This window comes from Ruegeria sp. D3 (assembly GCF_056534465.1).
The window spans coordinates 119046-139661 of the sequence record NZ_JBQFPK010000006.1 but is presented as its reverse complement, the minus strand read 5'-3'; the positions used below and the strand labels follow the sequence as shown (position 1 = coordinate 139661).

Annotated in this window: 14 protein-coding genes; 5 read left to right on the top strand and 9 right to left on the bottom strand. The window is 53.7% G+C overall.

Features of this window, described 5'->3' with window-relative positions; genetic code table 11:
- Positions 1 to 53 precede the first annotated feature (53 nt).
- The gene (locus ACR0DX_RS10765; RefSeq protein ID WP_170355183.1) at positions 54 to 593 is read left to right on the top strand and encodes an RNA polymerase sigma factor; all 540 of its coding nucleotides are present in this window, start codon (positions 54 to 56) and stop codon (positions 591 to 593) included.
- Positions 590 to 2527, top strand: coding sequence for a VWA domain-containing protein (locus tag ACR0DX_RS10760; protein ID WP_170527623.1), 1938 nt, complete (start codon positions 590 to 592; stop codon positions 2525 to 2527). Before ACR0DX_RS10765 ends, ACR0DX_RS10760 begins: the two co-directional genes overlap by 4 nt.
- 41 nt (positions 2528 to 2568) lie before the next feature.
- On the opposite strand, the gene ACR0DX_RS10755 is transcribed toward ACR0DX_RS10760, so the two are convergent.
- From ACR0DX_RS10755 to ACR0DX_RS10740, 4 genes are read right to left on the bottom strand one after another with little or no spacing between them, the layout of a single operon-like run.
- Positions 2569 to 3219 carry an ABC-type transport auxiliary lipoprotein family protein gene (locus tag ACR0DX_RS10755; RefSeq protein ID WP_170355181.1) on the bottom strand — a complete coding sequence of 217 codons (651 nt, stop codon included), beginning with the start codon at positions 3217 to 3219 and terminating at the stop codon, positions 2569 to 2571.
- Positions 3216 to 4532 carry an MlaD family protein gene (locus ACR0DX_RS10750; RefSeq protein WP_170724616.1) on the bottom strand — a complete coding sequence of 439 codons (1317 nt, stop codon included), beginning with the start codon at positions 4530 to 4532 and terminating at the stop codon, positions 3216 to 3218. Before ACR0DX_RS10750 ends, ACR0DX_RS10755 begins: the two co-directional genes overlap by 4 nt.
- Before the next feature lie 4 nt (positions 4533 to 4536).
- Positions 4537 to 5352, bottom strand: a complete 816-nt coding sequence (locus tag ACR0DX_RS10745) for an ABC transporter ATP-binding protein (protein WP_170355179.1) — start codon at positions 5350 to 5352, stop codon at positions 4537 to 4539.
- Between the two features lies 1 nt (position 5353).
- Positions 5354 to 6478 carry an ABC transporter permease gene (locus ACR0DX_RS10740; protein WP_170355178.1) on the bottom strand — a complete coding sequence of 375 codons (1125 nt, stop codon included), beginning with the start codon at positions 6476 to 6478 and terminating at the stop codon, positions 5354 to 5356.
- Between the two features lie 241 nt (positions 6479 to 6719).
- Here ACR0DX_RS10740 and ACR0DX_RS10735 point away from each other — a divergent pair, with 241 nt between their 5' ends.
- The 3 genes from ACR0DX_RS10735 to ACR0DX_RS10725 all read left to right on the top strand — a co-directional run bounded on the left by ACR0DX_RS10735 (position 6720) and on the right by ACR0DX_RS10725 (position 10933).
- A complete protein-coding gene (locus tag ACR0DX_RS10735; protein ID WP_170355177.1) occupies positions 6720 to 8252 on the top strand; it encodes an alkaline phosphatase family protein in 1533 nt (510 codons plus the stop codon).
- Positions 8253 to 8366: 114 nt separating this feature from the next.
- The gene (locus ACR0DX_RS10730; RefSeq protein WP_480846172.1) at positions 8367 to 10232 is read left to right on the top strand and encodes a PAS-domain containing protein; all 1866 of its coding nucleotides are present in this window, start codon (positions 8367 to 8369) and stop codon (positions 10230 to 10232) included.
- Complete coding sequence (locus ACR0DX_RS10725) at positions 10232 to 10933, top strand: response regulator transcription factor (protein WP_170355175.1); 702 nt, start codon at positions 10232 to 10234, stop codon at positions 10931 to 10933. The genes ACR0DX_RS10730 and ACR0DX_RS10725 overlap by 1 nt, the downstream gene beginning before the upstream one ends.
- An 86-nt stretch (positions 10934 to 11019) precedes the next feature.
- Here ACR0DX_RS10725 and ACR0DX_RS10720 read toward each other — a convergent pair whose 3' ends face one another.
- Genes ACR0DX_RS10720 through ACR0DX_RS10700 form a run of 5 tightly spaced genes read right to left on the bottom strand, consistent with a single transcriptional unit; the run spans position 11020 to position 20489 of the window.
- Positions 11020 to 12330 (bottom strand): HlyD family type I secretion periplasmic adaptor subunit, encoded by a 1311-nt coding sequence (locus ACR0DX_RS10720; protein ID WP_170355174.1) that lies wholly within the window; start codon positions 12328 to 12330, stop codon positions 11020 to 11022.
- A complete protein-coding gene (locus tag ACR0DX_RS10715) occupies positions 12314 to 14461 on the bottom strand; it encodes a type I secretion system permease/ATPase (protein WP_480846084.1) in 2148 nt (715 codons plus the stop codon). Before ACR0DX_RS10715 ends, ACR0DX_RS10720 begins: the two co-directional genes overlap by 17 nt.
- Positions 14458 to 15798: a TolC family protein gene (locus ACR0DX_RS10710; protein ID WP_170527626.1), complete on the bottom strand. Its 1341-nt coding sequence runs from the start codon at positions 15796 to 15798 to the stop codon at positions 14458 to 14460. The genes ACR0DX_RS10715 and ACR0DX_RS10710 overlap by 4 nt, the downstream gene beginning before the upstream one ends.
- Before the next feature lie 6 nt (positions 15799 to 15804).
- Positions 15805 to 16611 carry a SapC family protein gene (locus tag ACR0DX_RS10705; protein WP_170527629.1) on the bottom strand — a complete coding sequence of 269 codons (807 nt, stop codon included), beginning with the start codon at positions 16609 to 16611 and terminating at the stop codon, positions 15805 to 15807.
- Between the two features lie 59 nt (positions 16612 to 16670).
- The gene (locus tag ACR0DX_RS10700; RefSeq protein WP_480846082.1) at positions 16671 to 20489 is read right to left on the bottom strand and encodes a beta strand repeat-containing protein; all 3819 of its coding nucleotides are present in this window, start codon (positions 20487 to 20489) and stop codon (positions 16671 to 16673) included.
- Positions 20490 to 20616 lie beyond the last annotated feature (127 nt).

The following is a 20616-nucleotide window of genomic DNA, read 5'->3' as shown; positions in this document are numbered from 1 at the left end:
CGAATGCCGCCAAGGATTGACCTTTCAGATGCGTCTTACTCATCGTGATGCGCATGGAAACGTCGGATGAAGACTTGGCTCAAGCCGCGATTGAAGGGGACGCTGAGGCGTTTGCTGCCCTTCTGGAGCGTCACTACGATCGAATTTTCCGTCTGGCCTATCGATTGACCGGCCGCGAGGAACAGGCCGAGGATATTACTCAGGATATCTGTGCCAGTTTGCCGTCCAAGATTGCCGGGTTTCAAGCGCGGTCGAAATTTACCACTTGGTTGTATCGCGTTGTGGTGAACGCCGTCGAGGACACACGCCGCAGGCAGGCGACGCGCAGCAGAGCCGCGCTTGGGTGGGGCGACGTTGAGCAGATGCGCCGCGCCGAAGCAGCCGAGATAGCGGAAGCCGTGGAGTGGCTGCAAACAGCGATGCGGTTGTTGCCGCTCGACTTGCAGGAGACGCTGGCCCTGACCGTTGAAGATGAGATGACGCATGCGCAGGCGGGTGAAGTATTGGGAGTGTCCGAAGGTACCGTGTCATGGCGTCTTGCTGAAATTCGAAAGCGTCTGCGTGCAATGCGGCAAGAGGAGTTGGCGCAATGACCGATGATCTTGAGCAGTTGAAGAAAGTAATGGACGTCTCGACCCCCGGTCCAGACGCATCCCGTCGAGCCGCCAATATGAAACTGGCGCAAAAAAACTTTGCGGCGCTCCAAGGATCGTCCGCCCAGGACCGTCCCAATGTCAGGCGAGGCCTGTTGGCCCGCGTGACAAAAGGAGCGAAATCCATGTTGAATGCCCTCTTACACCGTGGTCTGCTGACGGCCACGACAGCCGTTGCAGCCGTTGCTCTGGTTGTGGTCCTGCCGCAGACACGTGACTATGTGCCGAACCCAACGTCTTGGAAACAAGTCCAACCCGATGTCCCACAAAATGTGGTGGCAGAGGCTGAAGACGCTCTCGGTAACAGTGAGCCAGGGTTTGAAGCCCCAGTGTTGGCCGAACTCCCCGCCCCATTGTCTGAGCCGAGAAACCAGCGGGCTACAGGCCAGAGATCCGTCGTAAATGGTAATTCCCTGACTGCGGATGAGGGCGGCAGCACGCCATCTGAGCTGTCGCGCCTGCATGGCTTGTCCCTCGAAAGGGATACTGAGGCATTTGCCACTGCCGAAACAAACCCGCTGAAAATTACAGCAGACGATCCCGTGTCCACATTTTCGATCGACGTCGATACGGCCTCATATTCAATCGTTCGGTCGTCGTTGCTGAATGGCAAATTGCCCCCGCGTGATGCGGTGCGTATCGAGGAAATGATAAACTACTTCCCCTACGCCTATCCTCTGCCCGAGGGTCAAGCGCCTTTCCGACCTTCGATCACTGTAAGCCCAACCCCTTGGAACGATGGGACTCAGCTTGTCCATGTCGCAATTCAAGGTATGACGCCGGTTGTCGAGGAACGCCCGCCGCTTAACCTTGTCTTTCTGATCGATACGTCGGGTTCGATGCAGGACGCCAATAAACTGCCGCTGCTCAAGAAGTCCTTCCGCTTAATGCTGGCTGAGTTGCGGCCCGAGGATCAGGTGTCCATCGTCACCTATGCAGGCAGCGCTGGACAAGTTTTGGAGCCGACATTTGCATCTGATCAAGGTAAGATCCTAGCTGCCCTTCAGCGCCTTGAAGCCGGTGGTTCGACTGCAGGGCAGGCCGGCTTACAGCAAGCATATGAAGTGGCGGAAACTATGTCTGCTGAAGGTGAGGTTACCCGAGTCCTTTTGGCGACAGATGGTGACTTCAATGTTGGGATGGCTGATCCCGAAGCGCTGCGGGACTTTATTGCTCGCAAGCGAGACAGCGGAACATATCTCAGCGTTCTGGGGTTTGGGCGCGGCAATCTTGACGATGAGGTCATGCAGACGCTGGCTCAGAATGGGAACGGTCAGGCCGCTTACATCGACACCTTGAGCGAGGCGCGTAAAATTCTGGTCGACCAACTGACAGGTGCATTGTTCCCGATCGCAAATGACGTGAAGATTCAGGTAGAGTTCAATCCCGCTCAGATCGCTGAATACCGCCTGATCGGTTATGAAACCCGAAGCCTCCGACGCGAGGACTTTACAAACGACAAGGTCGATGCCGGAGATATTGGGGCAGGGCATTCGGTCACGGCGATATACGAAGTGACACCGGTGGGGTCTGAAGCCATTAGGAACGAACCTCTTCGCTATGCCGACAGCGTGGTGTCCGACGCGTCTGAAGAGATTGGCTACTTGAAGCTGCGCTTCAAAGCACCGGGCTCAGAGGAAAGCCAATTGATCCAGGAACCGATTTTCTCCGGGCAGGGCAACGTGACCGAAGATATTGGTTTCTCATATGCCATTGCAGGGTTCGGCCAGTTGCTACGCCGAGGTGAATATCTAAACGGCTGGTCCTATGATGAAGCCATCGCATTGGCCAGCACATCCCGTGGCGATGATCCGTTTGGGTATCGATCAGAAGCTGTGACGCTGATGCGCCTCGCGCAATCGCTTGAGCGTTAGTCACAACGGGTGCCGTCCTACGCGGCACCCAACGACCTCTATCAGAAAGACCTAGGGTTGTTGCTGGCGTGGGTGTGTATTCTCCGAATACTCCATTCGACAGCGTCGCGCATGGTCTTGCCCAATGCGACGTCAAAGGCATTGACCAGATCGGGTGTCTGGTCGCTTTCTGAAATGACATATTCTTGAAACGAGTCCGACGCGATGATCTTGTCCTCGAACTCATCGATGATTTTGATATTCATTCTGACTTCGACCCGTACAATTGATGAGCCGTCGGGCTGTTCTACGACGATTCCCTGAAATTCGCGTAGGTCTGGGACTATGACATAGTCCGCGCGCAAACCCACAATGGACCGTCCGACTGCAGCGACTTTTCCGCTGTTTTCATAGCTTTCGACCAGCAGGGATTGAACAATCAAAGGTGCCCGGTCCACCCAACGCGCCCGCGGTAGGTATTGCACCTGAAGCGGTGTAGGTTGCACCGCGATCTGATCCGTATTGACCGCCGCGGTTGCGGTCGGTTCTTCCACTACAATCTGTCGTTGGATTCGTGGCAAGGACGTTGAAAATGTGCTTTTGGGCGTGAGCAAGTAGAGATCGTTCGGTTTAGACGCCTGCGTAAGCGTTCCCAGCCCTGTACAGCCCGCGATGGCCGCAACCACCAGTAAAGCAAGGAATATCCTGATCATTGGCGAAACTCCGATGCTTGGGTTCCCAGCAAAAAGCGTGCAGGATCGCGTTCGACCTTGTCGACCAACCGATCGAGGCTAACGACAAGCCGTTGGGATTCTTCGATAAAGCGAGTGAATTGGGGCAAGCCAACGCGCATGAAATCAGACAGTTGACGGCGGTTCTCCTGAACGATGCCGTCAATCGTGCCTAGCAATTCAGAAGCGGACTTTGAAGCACTGAGAACATCAGCTGATATTTCGTCCAGCCGGTCGGTTACCCGTGTGACCGTGTTCGCCACCTGATTGGCTGCGTTACGAATGTCTGCAACCACCTCTCCCACGTCTTCGTTAATCACTCGGTTCGCCGAGTCAAAGGCACGCTCGGCCGAGGTGAGGGTTCCCTTGGCCGCTTCCATCGCACCTGTGATCGTACCAAGGGTTTTGTTTGCATTCAGGAAAGTCTCGGAAACTGTTGCCAGCGCGACGCTGCCTTCATCCGACAGGCCCGACAAGTTCTCAGCCAAAGACGAGGCTTGCTCAATGAATGGTTTGAGATCCTGTTGGATGACCTGATCCGCTGTTTCAAAAGTAACCTTTGCACTGTCCAAGGCAGCAGCGGCGGATTCGGACGCTGTTCTAACGCTTTTTAAAGTGTCCGTACCAGTTTCCAGCGTTGTTTCCGCCGTGTCGGCCAGATTATCAAGCCGTTTTGAGAAAGCAGAAATCTCACGCGCTGCTCCACCCAGATCAGACGACAGGCCTTCAAAGTCTGACAGTGTCTTATCTAGGCGACCAGTGGCCGAGGCGACGTTTTCCAGAATATCCGAAACCGCCTGCCGGTTCTTGTCGTCGACGACCTCATTGATGTCTTCTAGCAACGTTATTGCTTTTTCCATCAGCAGCGGAGCGCCTTCGAATAAGGATTGTATCGCGCTGCGTTTACTTTTGATGAGGCTATCTTGCGGTAGACGCTCGGCTGTGGGCGAACCACCGGTCAGCTCTACATAGCTGACACCTGTTACACCAAGCGATTGTAACTGAGCGATTGTCTCTGTCGTAACCGGGATTTCAGCGTCAACTTCCAGACGAACGCGTACTTTTGAAGGGTCATTTTCATCGAGATTCAGAGAAATCACCTGACCTACCGGCAGGCCATTGTAGCTGACTCCACCAGCAGCGGATAGGCCCGAGACATTTTCGAACAACACATCATAATAAGCGTATTGCCGCGAGATTTCGAATTTGGCGAGCCACAGAAAGAACCCGAAAGCACCAAGTATGCCCGCAAGGGTGAAGGCGCCGATCAAGATATAATTCGCTCGGGTTTCCATGGTTCTACCTGCTTTGCCCTTTCTCTTGCGCTGCGCGCGCCCGAGGGCCGGTGAAATATTCTTGCACCCAAGGATGATCGACTTTGGTCATTTCTTCAATCGGCCCTTCAACCAAAACGCGTTTTTCCGCGAGAACGGCAATACGGTCACAAATGGCATACAGGCTGTCCAGATCGTGCGTGACCATGAATACAGTTAATCCCAGCGCATTTTGCAGTTCTCCGATCAGATCGTCATAAGCGGCGGCTCCGATCGGGTCCAACCCGGCCGTGGGCTCATCCAAGAAAACGATTTCGGGATCCATTGCCAACGCACGGGCCAGCGCAGCCCGCTTGCGCATCCCGCCTGAAAGTTCCGAAGGAAATTTGCCACAACTGAGCTGAGGCAAACCGACTAGGCTGATTTTCAAACTGCCAAGTGCGCACATTAGGCTTTCACTCATACCAGTGTGTTCGCGCAGAGGAGCGATGACATTCTGCAAAACGGTAAGTGACGAAAACAGCGCCCCATCCTGGAATGCAACACCCCAACGCTGTTCAATCCTTCGACGCTCCTGTTCGGGACCGTTCAACACGTCGACGCCCAGAACTTCAATACTGCCAGCTGTAGGTTTGTTCAGCCCGACAATTGTCCTTAGCAGAACGGACTTACCAGTACCTGACCCGCCGACAATGCCCAGTACCTCACCGCGCCAGACGTCCAGATCAAGGTGCTGGTGAACCACCTGCGGCCCAAACTGGTTGGTCAGGTTACGTACCCGAATGACGGCCTCGCGCTGGGTGTCGGCCTGGGTTGTTTTCTGCAGAACGGTTCCGTCCATGTCAGACCCCCATGACCGAGAAGAAGATCGAGAACAAAGCGTCCAGTGCAATAACCATAAAAATGGATTGAACCACAGACGAGGTTGTCCTCTGCCCGACGCTTTGCGCAGACCCCTTGACCTGCAACGCTTGCCAACAGGCGATAACACCGATGACCAGTGCAAAGAACGGCGCTTTGATCATGCCGATCGCAAATTGCCAGATGCCTGTGTTTTCCTTCAACCGCGTCGCGAACATTCCGGGGCTGACGTCGAGGTCGATCCAGCTCATAAGTCCACCACCAATCAGGGCGGAGATATCGGAAATGAAGCCAAGGATCGGCAACATAATCAGCAAGGCGACCACCCGCGGGATGACCAAAACCTCAATCGGGTCCAGGCCCAAGGTGCGCATGGCATCAATCTCTTCTTGCACTTTCATCGAGCCTATGGACGCCGTGAAAGCCGAACCGGACCTACCTGCCACAATAATAGCCGTCAGAAGGATGCCCAATTCCCGCAAAACCGAGATCGAGATCAGTTCGACTACGAAAATCTCGGCGCCGAACTGTTTCAACTGGGTTGCACCTTGGAATGCCAAAACGACGCCAATCAGAAAACCCATCAAGGCAACGATCGGAATGGCTTTGAAACCGACCTCTTCCATCTGCGAGACCAGAGCCGCCCGCCGTAGCCTGCGTGGGTTCAGAAGGGTCCGGCCTAGTCGGTGCAGCGTCAGGCCAAGAAAGTCCAGCATCGACAGGGTGTCTTTCCACCCGCCCGCCGTCCGTTTGCCGACGCTTTCCACCCAGTCTCCAAAGCTGCGATGGTGAATTTCAGTTACTGGGTCATCGGGGATGCTTTTGGACACAGTCGCAATCAGGTCGGAATAGGCAGGTGACGCACCATGAAGATCAATCTCACCCCCTGCCTTTTGTACCCGGCGGGTCAGATCGGCGACCAGCCATGCGCCGCTTGTATCCATTGCCTGAACGTCTGACAGGTCGACAACGACCTTGTTCCCCGTAGGCGTGAAGGATGTGAATGCGGCTTCTATACTGCTTAGGGTTTGGGTTAGCAGTTCACCCGACACTAGAATGCTGATGCCTTCAGCATCATGGTTCAAATTTACAGTTGGTCGGGTCATGAGCGTATGTGATTTAAAACACGCGTGCGCTGCAACGTATTTTTCGAAAGATTCTGGTAATTCTCTCCTCTCAATAGCGCATGTGTGACAGTTTCAGACGCAGGATTGATCGACCAAGCCGACAAACACGTTTCAAGTCTGATCTTAACTAAGGCCAAGTCTAACGAATCTGTTGCTGCTTGGGCAGAACCCGGACAATGTCCGCATCAAAAGCCAAGCCAGCAGGATCAGAGGAATTGGGATGCATCGCGCCGGGAATGTCCTTTTTATCATTATTGACCAGCTTAGGGCCGATTGTCTGAACGGCGCACTGGCGGGACATGTCGACCTGCCCAACATGCGCGCCTTCATGCAAGAGGCGGTGACGTTCGACAGGCATTTTTCAGTGACCAACCCTTGTGGCCCGTCGCGCGCGTCTATCCTGACCGGGCAATATGCGATGAACCATCGGTCCGTGCGAAACGGAACACCTTTGCGTCACGATACCCCGACCATAGCAAGTGAAATGCGAAAGGCTGGCTACTCGCCTTTGTTGTTTGGCTATACCGACACGACGGCCGACCCTAGGATACACGACCCAAATGACCCTGTTCTTCGGTCTTATGAACAACCCATGGCCGGGTTCGAAGAAGTGGTCGAGATGCGACTAGAAGAGTCTTACCCATGGCGGTCGCACTTGATGAAACAGGGCTATTCCTTTGACAGCTATTGGGATGTCCATTCACCGGTCTCTGAGTCCGGTGGTCCGGCCAAGCTGAATGATCCAGCGTTGTACGCGGCCAAAGACAGTGACACCGCGTTTTTGACGGATGTATTCCTTAATAGTATGGCGCCGCTTGTTGGGCAGAATTGGTTTGCACATCTCACCTATATCCGCCCGCATCCACCCCTTGTGGCACCTGCCCCCTACAACAACATGTATGACCCAACGTCGCTCCCTCTGCCTGCCGGGCTTGGGGGCGCGAACAGCGAGGCCGAAGTTCATCCTTTCTTTGCACCTACTATGCAAAAACAGACTGCTGCTGATTTCGTCCTGGGTTTTAAGAACGTTGATCCGACGCCTGAGAACATCCAAATTCTGCGATCTGTTTATCTGGGGTTGGCGACGGAAGTTGATCACCATATCGGACGGGTCGTCCAGTTCCTGAAGGACAGTGGGCAGTATGACGACACTTTGATCGTCATAACTGCCGACCACGGAGAGATGCTCGGAGATCGAAACAGCTGGGGCAAAATGACCGTCTATGATGCGGCCTTTCACACGCCCCTTATGATCCGGTTGCCTGGCAATCGAGACCAAGCGGGTTCCGTCATTTCTGCTCCGACCGAATCCATCGATGTTACTCCGACCATTCTCGACTGGATTGGGCAATCCATTCCAAATTCGATGGATGGGCGGTCTCTGTTGCCTTTGCTGCGTGGGAACCTGCCCGAGGACTGGCGCAGCTATTCCTTTAGTGAGCTGGACTTTTCCGAACCTTTGAACCCTACGATCTGGCAGGAACAGCTAGGGACTGATCCCAGCGATTCATCCCTTGGAATATTGCGGGATGACCGCTTTACTCTGGTAGAGTTCGCTGCGGACCTGCCTCCCATGCTTTTTGACCAAACGGGCCGTGGAGAGTTTGAAAACGTGGCGTTCAACCCCGACTACGCACCCGAACTGGCCCGGCTTACGCGCCAAATGTTGCGGCACCGAATGCGCAATATGGACCACACGTTGTCATTATGTGCGATTACATCCGACGGCCCAAAGTCTCGCTCTAGGCATTGATCGAATTCTGCGTGGCCTTGGGCGCTAACGCCTCTACACCTGCGAGATTTCCGATGTTACGGATATAACTCGGGGAGGGTGAAATTGGACATCACCGAAGAACAGATCAAAGCGATGACGTCGGCCGGGTTGAATCTGATTGGTCAGGCGTTGTCGATCTATGACAGTCAGCTTCGACTGGTTGTAAGCAATCGACCGTTTCAGGTGATGTTTGACCTGCCCGATGACCTCGTCAAACCCGGTGCGCTGTTTCGGGATACCATCCACTATCTGGCAACACATGGTGAGTATGGCGATGATGCGGATGCTGACCAGATCGTCGAACGCCGAATCCGACAGGCTTTGACTTTTGAACCCCACTACCTTGAACGCGTTCGAGCCAACGGTCAGGTTATCTCGGTCGAGGGCGCGCCGTTGCCGAAGGGGGGGTGGGTTGCAGTTTATACAGATATCACAAACACCAAACAGGCTGAGGCCCTGCTGCGCGCCCGTTCGGTAGAACTGTCCGGGCAACTTTTGGACAGGGCCGAGGAACTGTCGGCAGCGAACCGAAAGCTCGCTTCTACAAATTCGGCATTGGAAGAAGCCAAGCGGCAGTTGACCGAAACCGAAGCCCGCACGCGCATGACGACTGAAATGATGCCTGCTCATATAGCGCATTTGGATATTGAAGGAAGATATGACTATTCCAATCGACGTCTGAATTCAGTGATGCCAGGCCGTCCGTCCGACATAATCGGGATGCATATTTCTGAGGCATTGGGTGCTGCGGCCTATGACAAAGTCGAGCCGCACCTTCAGAAAGCGTATGACGGTGAAACTTCCGTTTTCGAGTTCACTGAAAACCAGGGTTCGCGACGTATTCGTGTTTCTTTCACGCCAGACAAAGAAGGCGGGGTTTATATCATGTCAGTTGATATCACCGAAGAAACACAAGCCCGGGTCGCCTTGCAGCAAACGCGCCGTCGGGCCATGGCGGCCCAGATGACCAGCGGCCTTGCCCATGATTTCTCGAACCTCTTGACGATCATTCTTGGAATGCAATCCCGACTGCAAAAGATGGACTTGCCGGAATATGCCCGTGAGTTGGTCACCGCCACGCAGCAGACTGCCCGCCGCGGGGGCCAATTGCTGAACAGAATAGCGGATATGACGGGCAATCGCACTCCTCAACCCAAGGCAACCGATATGCGTGGGTTACTTGAAGACCTGCGAATTCTGGCCTCGCCGTCGTTGCCGCGCGGTGTTGGGCTATCGGTGGTCAATACACTGCCAGACGTCGCCTTGATGCTGGATTCGGGCATGGTGCAGGATGCCCTGCTGAACCTTGTGTTAAATGCGCGCGATGCCTGTGGTGAAACAGGTCAGATTACCATCAGCGCTCATAAGGTGGGTAGCATCTGGGCGGAAATCGCGGTTTCCGATACTGGCCCCGGCTTTTCGCCTGAAGCTTTGGACAAAGCACTCAACCCGTTTTTTACCACCAAGGGGAATAAGGGGTCTGGGCTTGGTTTGCCAATGGTTTATGACACGGTCAAATTGGCTGGCGGGGATTTGGATCTGCGCAACACACCGTCTGGCGCCTTTGTGGTGCTGCGTTTGCCGTACAGACCGGCTCCGCCCGTGCAAGAGGGGCTTGTGCTGCTGGTCGAAGACAGCGACGCGCTCAGAAGCCAATTCCGTGACATGCTGGTCGAACTGGGATTTTCCGTGATCGAGGCAACTTCGAAATCCGAGGCTTTAGCTTTAGTTCAAAATTTACAGGACATAGTCTTGGTGCTGTCGGATATCCGCCTTGAGGGAGAGGAGACCGGGTTGAATCTTTTGGACGACATAAACGCATCGGTGCCCTGCATTCTAATGACTTCGCTGCCTTATTCCGACCCATTGCACAAACAAGCGCTTGTCCGAGCACCAGTTTTACGCAAGCCATTCACCCGCGCTCAACTTTGCGCCCTGATCAGAACCGAGGCCGCCTGATGACCCAACCACTGGTCACGATCGTTGATGACGAACCTGAAATTCGACGGATATTGACCGATGCTTTGGAGGAGGCAGGCTTCCGGACCCAGAGTTTCTCTCGTGCGCGCGAGTTCGAAGCCTCGTTGAAACGTGTTACTCCAGACGTGTGCCTGGTGGATCTTTCATTGCCTGACACAGATGGTCTGGCGCTGGTGCATCGCTTGGCGCTAGAGCAAGGCGCAGCGGTCATAATCATCTCGGGCCGAGCCCAGGTACAGGACCGGGTTACCGGATTGGAATTGGGTGCTGATGATTATATCACCAAGCCCTTTGATCCTGCCGAAGTTGTCGCGCGCATACGGGCCCGGTTGCGAGCGCCGCGGGCGCGACCAACTCATTCTGATGTGGCGCATTTTAACGGTTGGACTGCCTATTTCGATCGCTACATCCTGGATGATGGCGCAGGGACCGAGACCCCATTCAGCCACGCCGAAGGGGAAGTTTTGCGGCTGTTTCTGGAAAGCCCAAAAAGGTTGATCAGTCGCGCACATATGCAAGAGACTTTGGGCGGTGCCGCAGGGGATAGTTTTGATCGGGCGATGGACGTCAGAATATCCCGACTGCGTACCAAATTGGGTGAAGACCCCAAAAACCCCAAATTAATCAAAACGATTTATGGTGCAGGCTACATTTTTCTGGGAGATGTCGTTTGGCAATAAGCGATCGGCATTATGAGTTTTTCAGTCCACGGCCGCCAAGTGATTTCAGGTTATTAGTTCGGTTGGCCCGCCTTCAGAACCCCTTTCTATTCCCGCAGAGCTTGCTCTTTGACTTTGACGACGGGTCTTATCAGGTATTCCATCACAGTTTTTCGCCCCGCTAGAATATCGACTTCAGCGATCATGCCGGGAATGATCTCAACTGCCACTCCGTTGGCATCCAGAAAAGACTGTTGGGTTTGAATCTCAACGACAAAAACTTCTTCGTCATTTCGTTCTGATCGCGTTATGGTGTTTGCACCGATCCGGACTATTTCCCCATCCAGCGCACCGTATCGAGCGAAATCATAAGCGGTGATTTTGACCTTCACCGGCTGTCCGGCGTGCAAAAACGCGATATCATCTGGACGCACGTAGGCTTCGACAAGCAAATTGTCCCCGAGTGGAACTAACTCGATCAATTCCTCTCCGCTGCGGGCCAACCCACCAATCGTGGTTCTGTGAATCCGGTTGACCACGCCTCGAACCGGAGATCTAACTTGCGCGCGACTTGCGCGATCCTGCAAAGCCGGCAAAACGGGTTTTAGCGCTGCCAATTCCGCCGTTGTAACAGCAAGGTCAGTCAAGGCTGCAGTGTGAAACCGGCTGCGCGTCGCACGAATTCGGTCGTCAATCTCTGCGAGGCCAGTCTGCAGTCTGTTGGTCACAGCTTGCGCACGTGTTCTGCGCCCATGCCACTCGGCTTCATTACGGCGCAGAGTCAACAGCGTCGTGGCGGGTTCCATCCGTTTTTCTACAAGCGGCGTCATGATGGCGCGCTCTTCAGCTAGGATCTTAAGAGTTTCGTCGGCTGTTAACTTGTCTACCAGCCCTTCTTCATACTCCCTTTGTTTCTGCTCCCGTTGACGCTCGAGGATCGCGATTTCAGCGATGAGCTCTGACTGACGACCTTGGTACAAAGCAGTTTCCGATCGGGCCACGTCCGGCGCCCCTTCCATCAGTTCCTTGGAAAAAAAGAGCTCACGGTCTTCAATTTCGGCCATCAGCCGTTCCGCCCGCGCCATTAATCCGAAAGCGCGCTGTTGTTCCTGACTGAATTGACTATCGATTTGCGTCGTGTCGAACTCCATCAGCAACGCGCCTTTTTCCACGAATTGACCTTCGTTCACGTGCAGATGCTGCAGCACACCAGTTTCTGTTGCTTCGATCAGCTGGACGTCCGCCAATGGAACCACCCTGCCGTCTACACGTGTTACGTCGTCCAGTTCTGTAAGATATGCCCACAAACCCGCGCTGATAAGACACGCCAATATGACCAATAACAGGATCGAGCCCTTAAGAGGTGACCGTCCGCGCATTTCCCGTGCCAATGACGCAAAATCATGATGCTGCGACATTCAGATGCCTCCGCTGAGCAAGGGTGTGGTTAGTTAGGATACTCTTGGGACCATCGGCGCTGACCTGTCCATTTTCGATAACAATGACACGGTCCACTAAAGACAGCAGGCTGGTTCTATGGGTAACGATGACCATCGTAGTGTCTGTCGTCGCTTTTTTGAGGCGGTCTATAACTTTCGCTTCAGTTTTGACGTCCATCGCACTGGTCGGCTCATCCAACAACAATATTGGAGGTCGAGTTACTAAAGCCCTGGCTAGGGCAATGGACTGCCGCTGCCCACCTGATAAACCCTCGCCACGTTCTGACAGCATTAAGTCATACCCCCCGGATCGGGCGGCGGTAAAGTCTTCTACACCTGCAATTTTACCGGCCTCGATAATGTCCCGGTCGCGAGGCCTGGTGCTGCCACTTGCAATATTGTCCCGTATCGACCCTGAGAAGAGCCAGATATCCTGTAGAACAGTACCGATGTTTCGACGCAGATCCCCGGGGTCCAACTGGCGAATGTCCACTCCGTCAAGCATCACAGACCCGGACTGGGGTTGGTACAGCCCAAGCAACAGCCGTGTGACTGTGCTTTTCCCCGAGCCGATTGGGCCGAGAATTGCGACTTTTTCTCCGGGTTTGATATCAAAGGAAAGGCCAGACAAAGTAGCATCCGCCTGCTCTGGATAAGTGAACTCTACGTTTCTGAATGTTATTTGGCCTTGGCATTCAGGTCGACGTATCCACTTTTGACCTTGAGGTCGTTCATTCGTGGCGTTCATCAGTGCGTTAAGATTCTTAAAGGCACTTCGGGCCTGATTGATCCGTGTAAGTGTCTGGGCCAGTTGACCAAGCGGCGCCAATGCCCGTCCTGTCAACATAACCGAAGCTATAAGCGCACCCATACTTCCCTGACCATCGGCAATCAGAAAAACTCCGTAGAACACGATCAACACTTGGGCCGCCTGTTGCGTGAAACCCGTCAAATTTAGTGCAAATTGCGTAACTGCACGACTTCTCACGCCGTGGGAAGACTGCCGTTCCAATGCATCTTCCCAAAGGGCACGCATTTGTTGTGCCGCCGCCGTGGTTTTGATGGTTTCCAACCCTGACACAGTTTCGACCAGTACGGATTGCTTGGATTGCCCGTCTGAAAAACTTTGCTCGGCCAGCCGTGACAGAATTGGTTGAGCAATCAGACCCGTCATCAGAACAACCGGCACTGCCAAAGTGGGCACAAGTGCTAAAGGGCCCCCGACCAAGTAAATTACAAATATGAACAAGCCAATGAACGGCAAATCCACTAAGGCGACGAGGGTTGCCGAAGTAAAGAACTCTCGCAGAGTTTCGAATTCCCTAACTGTGCTCGCCACAGCGCCGGTTGAACCGGTACGAGAAGTCATGCGCAGATCAACCAATTGATTGAAAATCCGACGCCCGATGATCAAGTCGGCTTTCTGCCCAGCCTGATCAATGAACCCTGCCCGCAACAACTTGAGGGCGAAGTCGAACAGCAAAGCCAACCCAACACCTATTGTCAGGGCAATTAGTGACTCCTTGGCTTCGTTAGGTAAAACACGGTCATAGACGACCATGATGAAAACAGAGGTGGACAAACCTAGCAGGTTGGCAATCGAGGCCGCCAGGACAACCTGAAAATAGGACCAACGGTTTGCTGCCATCGCGGACCAGAACCAATGGCCCGCAGTAGGGTACCCGCTGTTTTTTGTATCTTCGGATTGAGACCGGCGAAATACGATCGCATAACCGGTATAAACATCTTGGAGATTGTTTTCGAAGACTTCACCAATCTCATCACCCAGACTTGGATCATAAATTAAGACCCTGCCACTGGTCGAGCGCCCATGAAAAACCACGACGCGATCGTCTTTTAAAAATAACAGGGCAGGAGCCAACGTATTGTCGAAACTCGAGAGCGTCCAAGCGCCATAACCAGCTTGGAGTCCAGCATTTTGCGCAACTTGAATCGCGTGGGGAATGGTTAAGTTCCCCGATACCCCGGACCTTGCAGCCTGCAAACTGGCTACTGAAATCGATCTTTCCAAAGATGAAGCCACGTGAATCAAACACGTTTCCAGATCAGGTAAATCTGTCCTTTTGGTTAGGGAACGCAGGTCGATCATTGATTTGCTCCATGTTCAAACGTCTGGATTCCCAACAGATCAAGGATGTCCCCTGTCAAACTGAGCACCGCGTAGTTTGTCAGAAAGAAACTCTGTTCGGCGAGGATTAGCCGTTCCTGCGCGTTGACAAAGTCGCGTTGTGCGTCGAGGATTTCGATCAGGCTGCGCCGTCCTATGGTGAACTGAGCGCGAGCAGCTTTAACGCTGTCAGCATTAACGGTGGCTGCAATCCGAGCTGCCTGTAGTCTTTCCGCTCCCGCCATTTGGTCAGAGCGCACGAATTCTAACTCACGGCGAAGTTGACGAACCAGATCTTCTCTTGCAAATTCTGCCTCTTTGACCTGAGCTTCTGCTGAGGCAATAGCCGCTTTTCGTTGGCCTGTGCTGTCAAGTTCGTAGCTGAACGATAGATCAACGCCGAAATTCGCATCATTGCCGTCATCGCGATCCGTGAAGGCCACAATTTCTATGTCGGGTTGACGTCTTGCAATCGCCGCTGACTGTTGCGATTTAGCCGCCAGCAAAGAAGCATCAGCGCGGCGAACCTGAGGGCTTTCGGCAATGATCTGTGCATCTGTTCTTGGCACTCTTGGAGCTTCTATCGCTGGTGATAAGGTGCCAGGTTCGTGGCCAAACACTTCATGAAACTGAGCTTCAGCACGATCTGTGCGGGCTCTGGCATCTGCGAACCGTGTCCGCGCGTCTGCCATGCGGGACTGCGCAGTCAATACGTCGGCATTTGAACCGGCGCCCTGTTCAAAACGCTCTGTAATTTGGCGCGTTATTTCCTCATGGACGCCCACGTTTTCAAGGGAGATTCTTTGAATCTCTCTTTGATTAGTAACTGAGACATATGCCTCAATTGCGGTTAGGGCGATGGCAGCGGCAGTTTGCAGTTGATCGCCGCGACTTTCAAGAACTCGGGCTTTCGCGGCAGTCAATTCTCCGGACGCAGCGCCGCCGTCATATACTAGTTGCGATATCCGAACGAAGGGCGTCACACCTGCAATATCGCTGTCCATGCGTTCGGATCTGGCGTTAATCCCCATTGAAACGCGAGGCAGAAATGCGCCCCGGGCGGAATCGCGATCTGCAATTGCCAGGTCATATCTGCTTGCGCTACGTGCGTTGGAGGGACTATTTTGAACGGCTGAACGTACGAGTTGACCGAACTCACTTTTTGCCAATTTAGGTGAAGGCGCGGTTGCGCCAACGCCGACCGATCCGCGCTCAAAAGACTTTTCAACAAACGCCAGGTCAGGTGCGGAAGCACATCCTGATAAGCAACAAAGAACAAAGAGCAGTTTTGTGATGGGGGTGAATTTGAGATTTGACATTACATTTCACATTTCACCGGATTCTATCATTTCATCCGACTGGGCGCACGCTAATGCTTGAATGAAATCAGAGACTTCTGAATTTTCTGTGAATGGTTTTGCGAAGCGATCATAAGTCAATTTTTCTTGAGCGCGCGAAATCCAGGTGCAGTGAGCCATAGAAACCTTATGTGCATGGATCAAAAGCAGAGCACCGCTTTCGTATAAAAACGCTAAGGTGTCTGATGGCATTTCTCGTACTTTTGGAAGCGATGCACCAAAGCAACCCTTAGGTAGTGAAACGTTTTCGAAAGTTTCCATGGGCTTAAGAAAACCGAGATCAGAGATCATCTGGCATAGCTTGCGTGTTTTGTTGGTCTCGATCGCGCAGGCTTTTAGAAAGACTAGAACGCGGCGTAATTCTTGCGACAGTTCACCTTTGTCATCGAAAAAAGGTTCCCCGTCGGATTTTAGTCCAATCAACTCGGAACGCTCGTTGACCATTAGTCTGTAGTCTTCGGTTTTCGGGTCTGTTACTTCCACCTCAAAAGGGGGGCAGCGCAATGCAGCTGGCACATAGCTTGCAAGCCAGCGACCATCCGGCGCAATAAAAGGTGAAGTCTGTGTTTCGCTCATTGAAAGCAGAGCGACCGGCATGATGTGTTGACCAATTTGTCTGAAAACAATTGGATATGCTGACGCTGCCTGAAAAATTTCCTGAAGAACAATAGGGCAGTGCCTAAGGTTTTCTGCGAAGTGGTAGCTCTCGAACCGAGACCAACCTTTGTCTTTGTGGCGACAGTAGGTCACTGGTGCCAAGTAAGTTTTTGACATGTGCGGACTTCCGTTCTGGAGTCGCTGCCAGCAATAATTGCCGGCAGCGTGGCAGGAATTTAAACCGACGCGCCGGTCGGGTCGGTATGTAGGATGTTGTCCGCGCTCAGTCCGCTTAGATCATTCAATCCCGTGAACTGAGCGACAGTATCGACCGTTGCCGATCCCGGAGCCGAATAATCAACCTTGACCAGTACGCTGTCCGTGCCGTCGGTGGCGAGTACGAAGATCTCGTCCCCATTCTGTACGCCAGTCAGGCTTTCAACTGCCGTTTCGATGGTGCCAGATGTCAGATCTGACAAGACAGTCGTGAAGCCCACAACGCCGGTATTCGTGCCTAAAGCGTCCCCTGCGCCGAGAGTCTCAACTCCGGTTCCATTGCCGCGCAAGGAACTTACGTTGAGACCACTGAACATCAATGCGTCGGTGACGTCGGCAACGGGACCCAAAGTGAAACCTGTAGTCGTGTCCACCCCGTTTTCCGCTGGGTCGGCTTCAAACACTACAAGGTCTCGTCCCATACTGGTCAAGTCGATCGAATCGTCGCCTCCCTGACCACGCAAAACGTTGTCGACATCGGTTGCCGTTAGGGTTTCGTCAACGTCCGTACCTAAGTGATAAACTGTTGGACCACCGTCAGGTGTTGTCACGGACAACACTACAGGCTGGCTGGCGTCTTGTACCGTCATGGTGAAAGTTACTAGAGGTTGGGAAAGATCCGTGAACACAGTGGCTGCTCCGCCGAAACTTACCGCCGATGCTCCAACCGGATTGGTGAGAAACAGGTCAAAAGCTCCGTTTTCAACATCCGATCCGGAATCGAACGCTACGACCGATGGGTCAAACCCTAGTTCTGCAGTGATTGCCAAGCCACTCGATATATCTCGGCCGGGGTCTGCGTAAATCTCGAAAGTCAGAGTTGAGCCGTTGCTGTTTGTTTGGACAATCGTATACGCTCCAGGTTCGTGAGCATTGTTCTGGTCCGAAACCGGGAGAGGATCAGAACCTCCGCTTACCGTTGCCGAAGCCTGAAAGTTCAAATTGTCCCCTGCATCAATGCCGGTGAAAGCTGTCGCGCTGACCGGCAAAGACCAACTGCCATCGGCGGCCACAGTCGCAGACCCGACCGGAGACCCATTCAGCGTAATGTTAACACTTTGTCCTGAACTCAAACCAACTGATGTTCCGGAAACTGTAACGCCCGAGCTCTGGGCGTTGCCGAGATCAACCGCACCATTTGGTCCAGTCTGGTTTATAGTCAAAATCGGGCGCAAATCAGTTGTAAGGTTTGTCGTAGCCGGCGTCGCCGAGTTGCCTGCTGTGTCGCTGACCGTCGCTGACAAGGTGAATCCGGTGCTGTCCGACAAGGATGAAAGGTCGAGCGTTGGGATTGTTGTGGACCAAGTCCCTCCGGTGACAACAGCTGCGTAAGTTTGATTGTTCAATGTGACTGATACAATCTGTCCGTCTTCTGCACTGGTCGACCCCGACACCACAAGATCGCTGCCTGCTTCATTGATATCCAGGATTGGCCCAATCGGCAGTGCATCCAACGTGATGGAAGGCGCGCTAAAATCGGTTTGCAAAGTCCCGGTGTCGCTGGAAACATTTCCGGCTGCGTCCGCAATCGTAGATGTGACATTGTACGTGACCCCATCTTGCAATGTACCCAACGCCGTTGAAGAGGCAGTATAGCTCCATGTGCCACCTGAGACCGTTGTCGTCCCGGAAACATCCACGGTTCCGTCTGGGAGAACAATTTTAACAGTGACAACCGTGCCGTCTGCAGCATCCGATGTCCCAGAAACTGTCATGTCGGTGGTTTGCTCAGATACGTTTAGGACAGCGCCATCGGATAGCCCGGTGATATTGATCGTCGGAGCCGTAAAGTCCGTGTTAAAACTGCTGCTGGCCTCGGATGCAGGATTGCCCGCTGCATCCGAAACATTGGCAGCGACAGAAATCGTAGCGCCATCAGTCAACGCCGACAGATGTGCCGCAGGGATGGTGGCGTTCCAGGTGCCACCGGACACGGTTCCAATGTATGTCTGCCCATTGATTTCAACAGTGACAGCTTGGCCGTCTTCCGCTGTCGACGATCCAGTAACCGTCAAATCAGTTCCCCGCTCGGATGCGTTTAAAACGGTTCCACTAGAAAAGCTGTCGATGCTCAGGGTCGGGGGGGTCACGTCTTTGTCTAAAGTCGCGCTGGCCTGAGGGGCATTAAGACCATCTGTGTCCATCACGTCTGCCGTAATCGTGAATGAGCCACCGTCGCTGAGGGCGACCAGATCAGCTGTGGGGACGGTTACACTCCAGCTGCCACTCGTGATGTTGCCGGTATATGCCTGCCCGTTCACTGTTACTGTAACCTGCTGTCCATCCTGTACACTTCCGCTTGTTCCAGTGATCGTCAGATCTGCCCCAACTTCAGCGGCATTGATGACACTTCCAACGGGCAGTGGTGAGATAGCGATAGTGGGGCCAGTCAAGTCCACTGGTACAGAACTGAAGGCCGGAGGTGAAACGTTACCGGCGGCATCAGAGGCAACCGCGTTTACAGATACCAACGTTCCTGTCGTCAAACCCGAAAGATCGGCGACCGGAACCGAAACGCTCCAGCTGCCGCTCGAGGCCGTTGTCGAATATGTTTGACCGTTGAAGTTTACCGTAATTGCTTCCCCGTCGGCGGCCGTGGTCGTGCCGGTCAGTGACAAGTCGCTGCCTACATCAACAAGGTCAATCGACCCACCTGCAACCTGATCTAAAGTGACAGCCGGTGCGGTGAAATCGGTTTCGATGCTGGTTGTGGCCTGAACGGCCGGATTTCCGGCCTCGTCTTGGACGTCCGCGGTAACAGTAATGGTGGAACCATCGGATAATGCAGTCAGATCCGAGCTGGGAACCGTGACGGCCCACTGTCCTCCTGAGATTGATCCGGTATAGGTTTGACCTCCGACGGTAACCGTAATTGTTTGTCCATCTTCAGCATCTGTCGTGCCAGAGACTATCAGGTCAGTTGCCTGCTCGGCTGCGTTCATCACGTTCCCAGCTGAGAGTCCTGAAATTGCGACGTTTGGTGGCAATGTATCGATGTCAAAAATGACCGTCTCGGTCGAGATTTCGTTCCCATCAACGTCGAGGCTGCGGACGACAACATTTGTCACGCCTTGAGGTAGGTTGGCTGCCTGTGCAGGCGATAAAGACAGGCTCCAGGTTCCATCACTGTTCAAGGTGGCCGGCGCGACAAAACTTCCAACAGCAACTTGGACTGACTCCGCGCCTTCAGCCGCATTTATGTTCAATGCGGCACTGCTCAATGCAGTGGATTGTACACCAGAAAGGTTCAGGTGAGGGTAGGTCGGAGCTGGGGGAGGAGCAGAGTCGCCACCGCCTCCTCCTCCTGCGCCGGCTGCTGCGGCCCCTGCCAGCCCAAGCCCGCCAAGTGCGGCTCCTACGCCACTGATGCCACCGGCACTAGCCGCGCCGCCGGCTTCGGCCGCTAGGCTGAATTGTGCAATTTCGGCCACCGCATCCTCGGCTATCATAATGGCGCCGCTTTCAAGAATTTGAACTTTTTCAGCGGCAACGACTATCGTTTGACCATTGGCCAATTTCAGAACAACATCTCCGTCTTCTAAAAGCTTGACCGATCGAACACCTGGAATGGTTTCCGCGAATTGGAAGGCGTAGAGTTCCTCGACGGTGGCCTGAGCAAGTGCGGGCAATGCCAACAGAGTCGAACCAAGACCACTGGCTAGCCCTGTTCCGGCCCAACGGCGCATCTTTCCGTCGATCCGCTTTTGTAGTTTGGATTTGTCAGCTGCGTCCGCCAGCAATTCGTGCGTACGGGTTCTGGATTCAGGTTCTTTGGTCATCTTACCCTCATATGTGGTGTCCGCGTCCGCCCGATGGGGCAAGTTGCTGTTCATCTGTCTTTCCCATCTGTGACTCATGCGGTCGGACCTGAAAAATTTGTGTTAATCTGAAACTGAACTCCTCGTT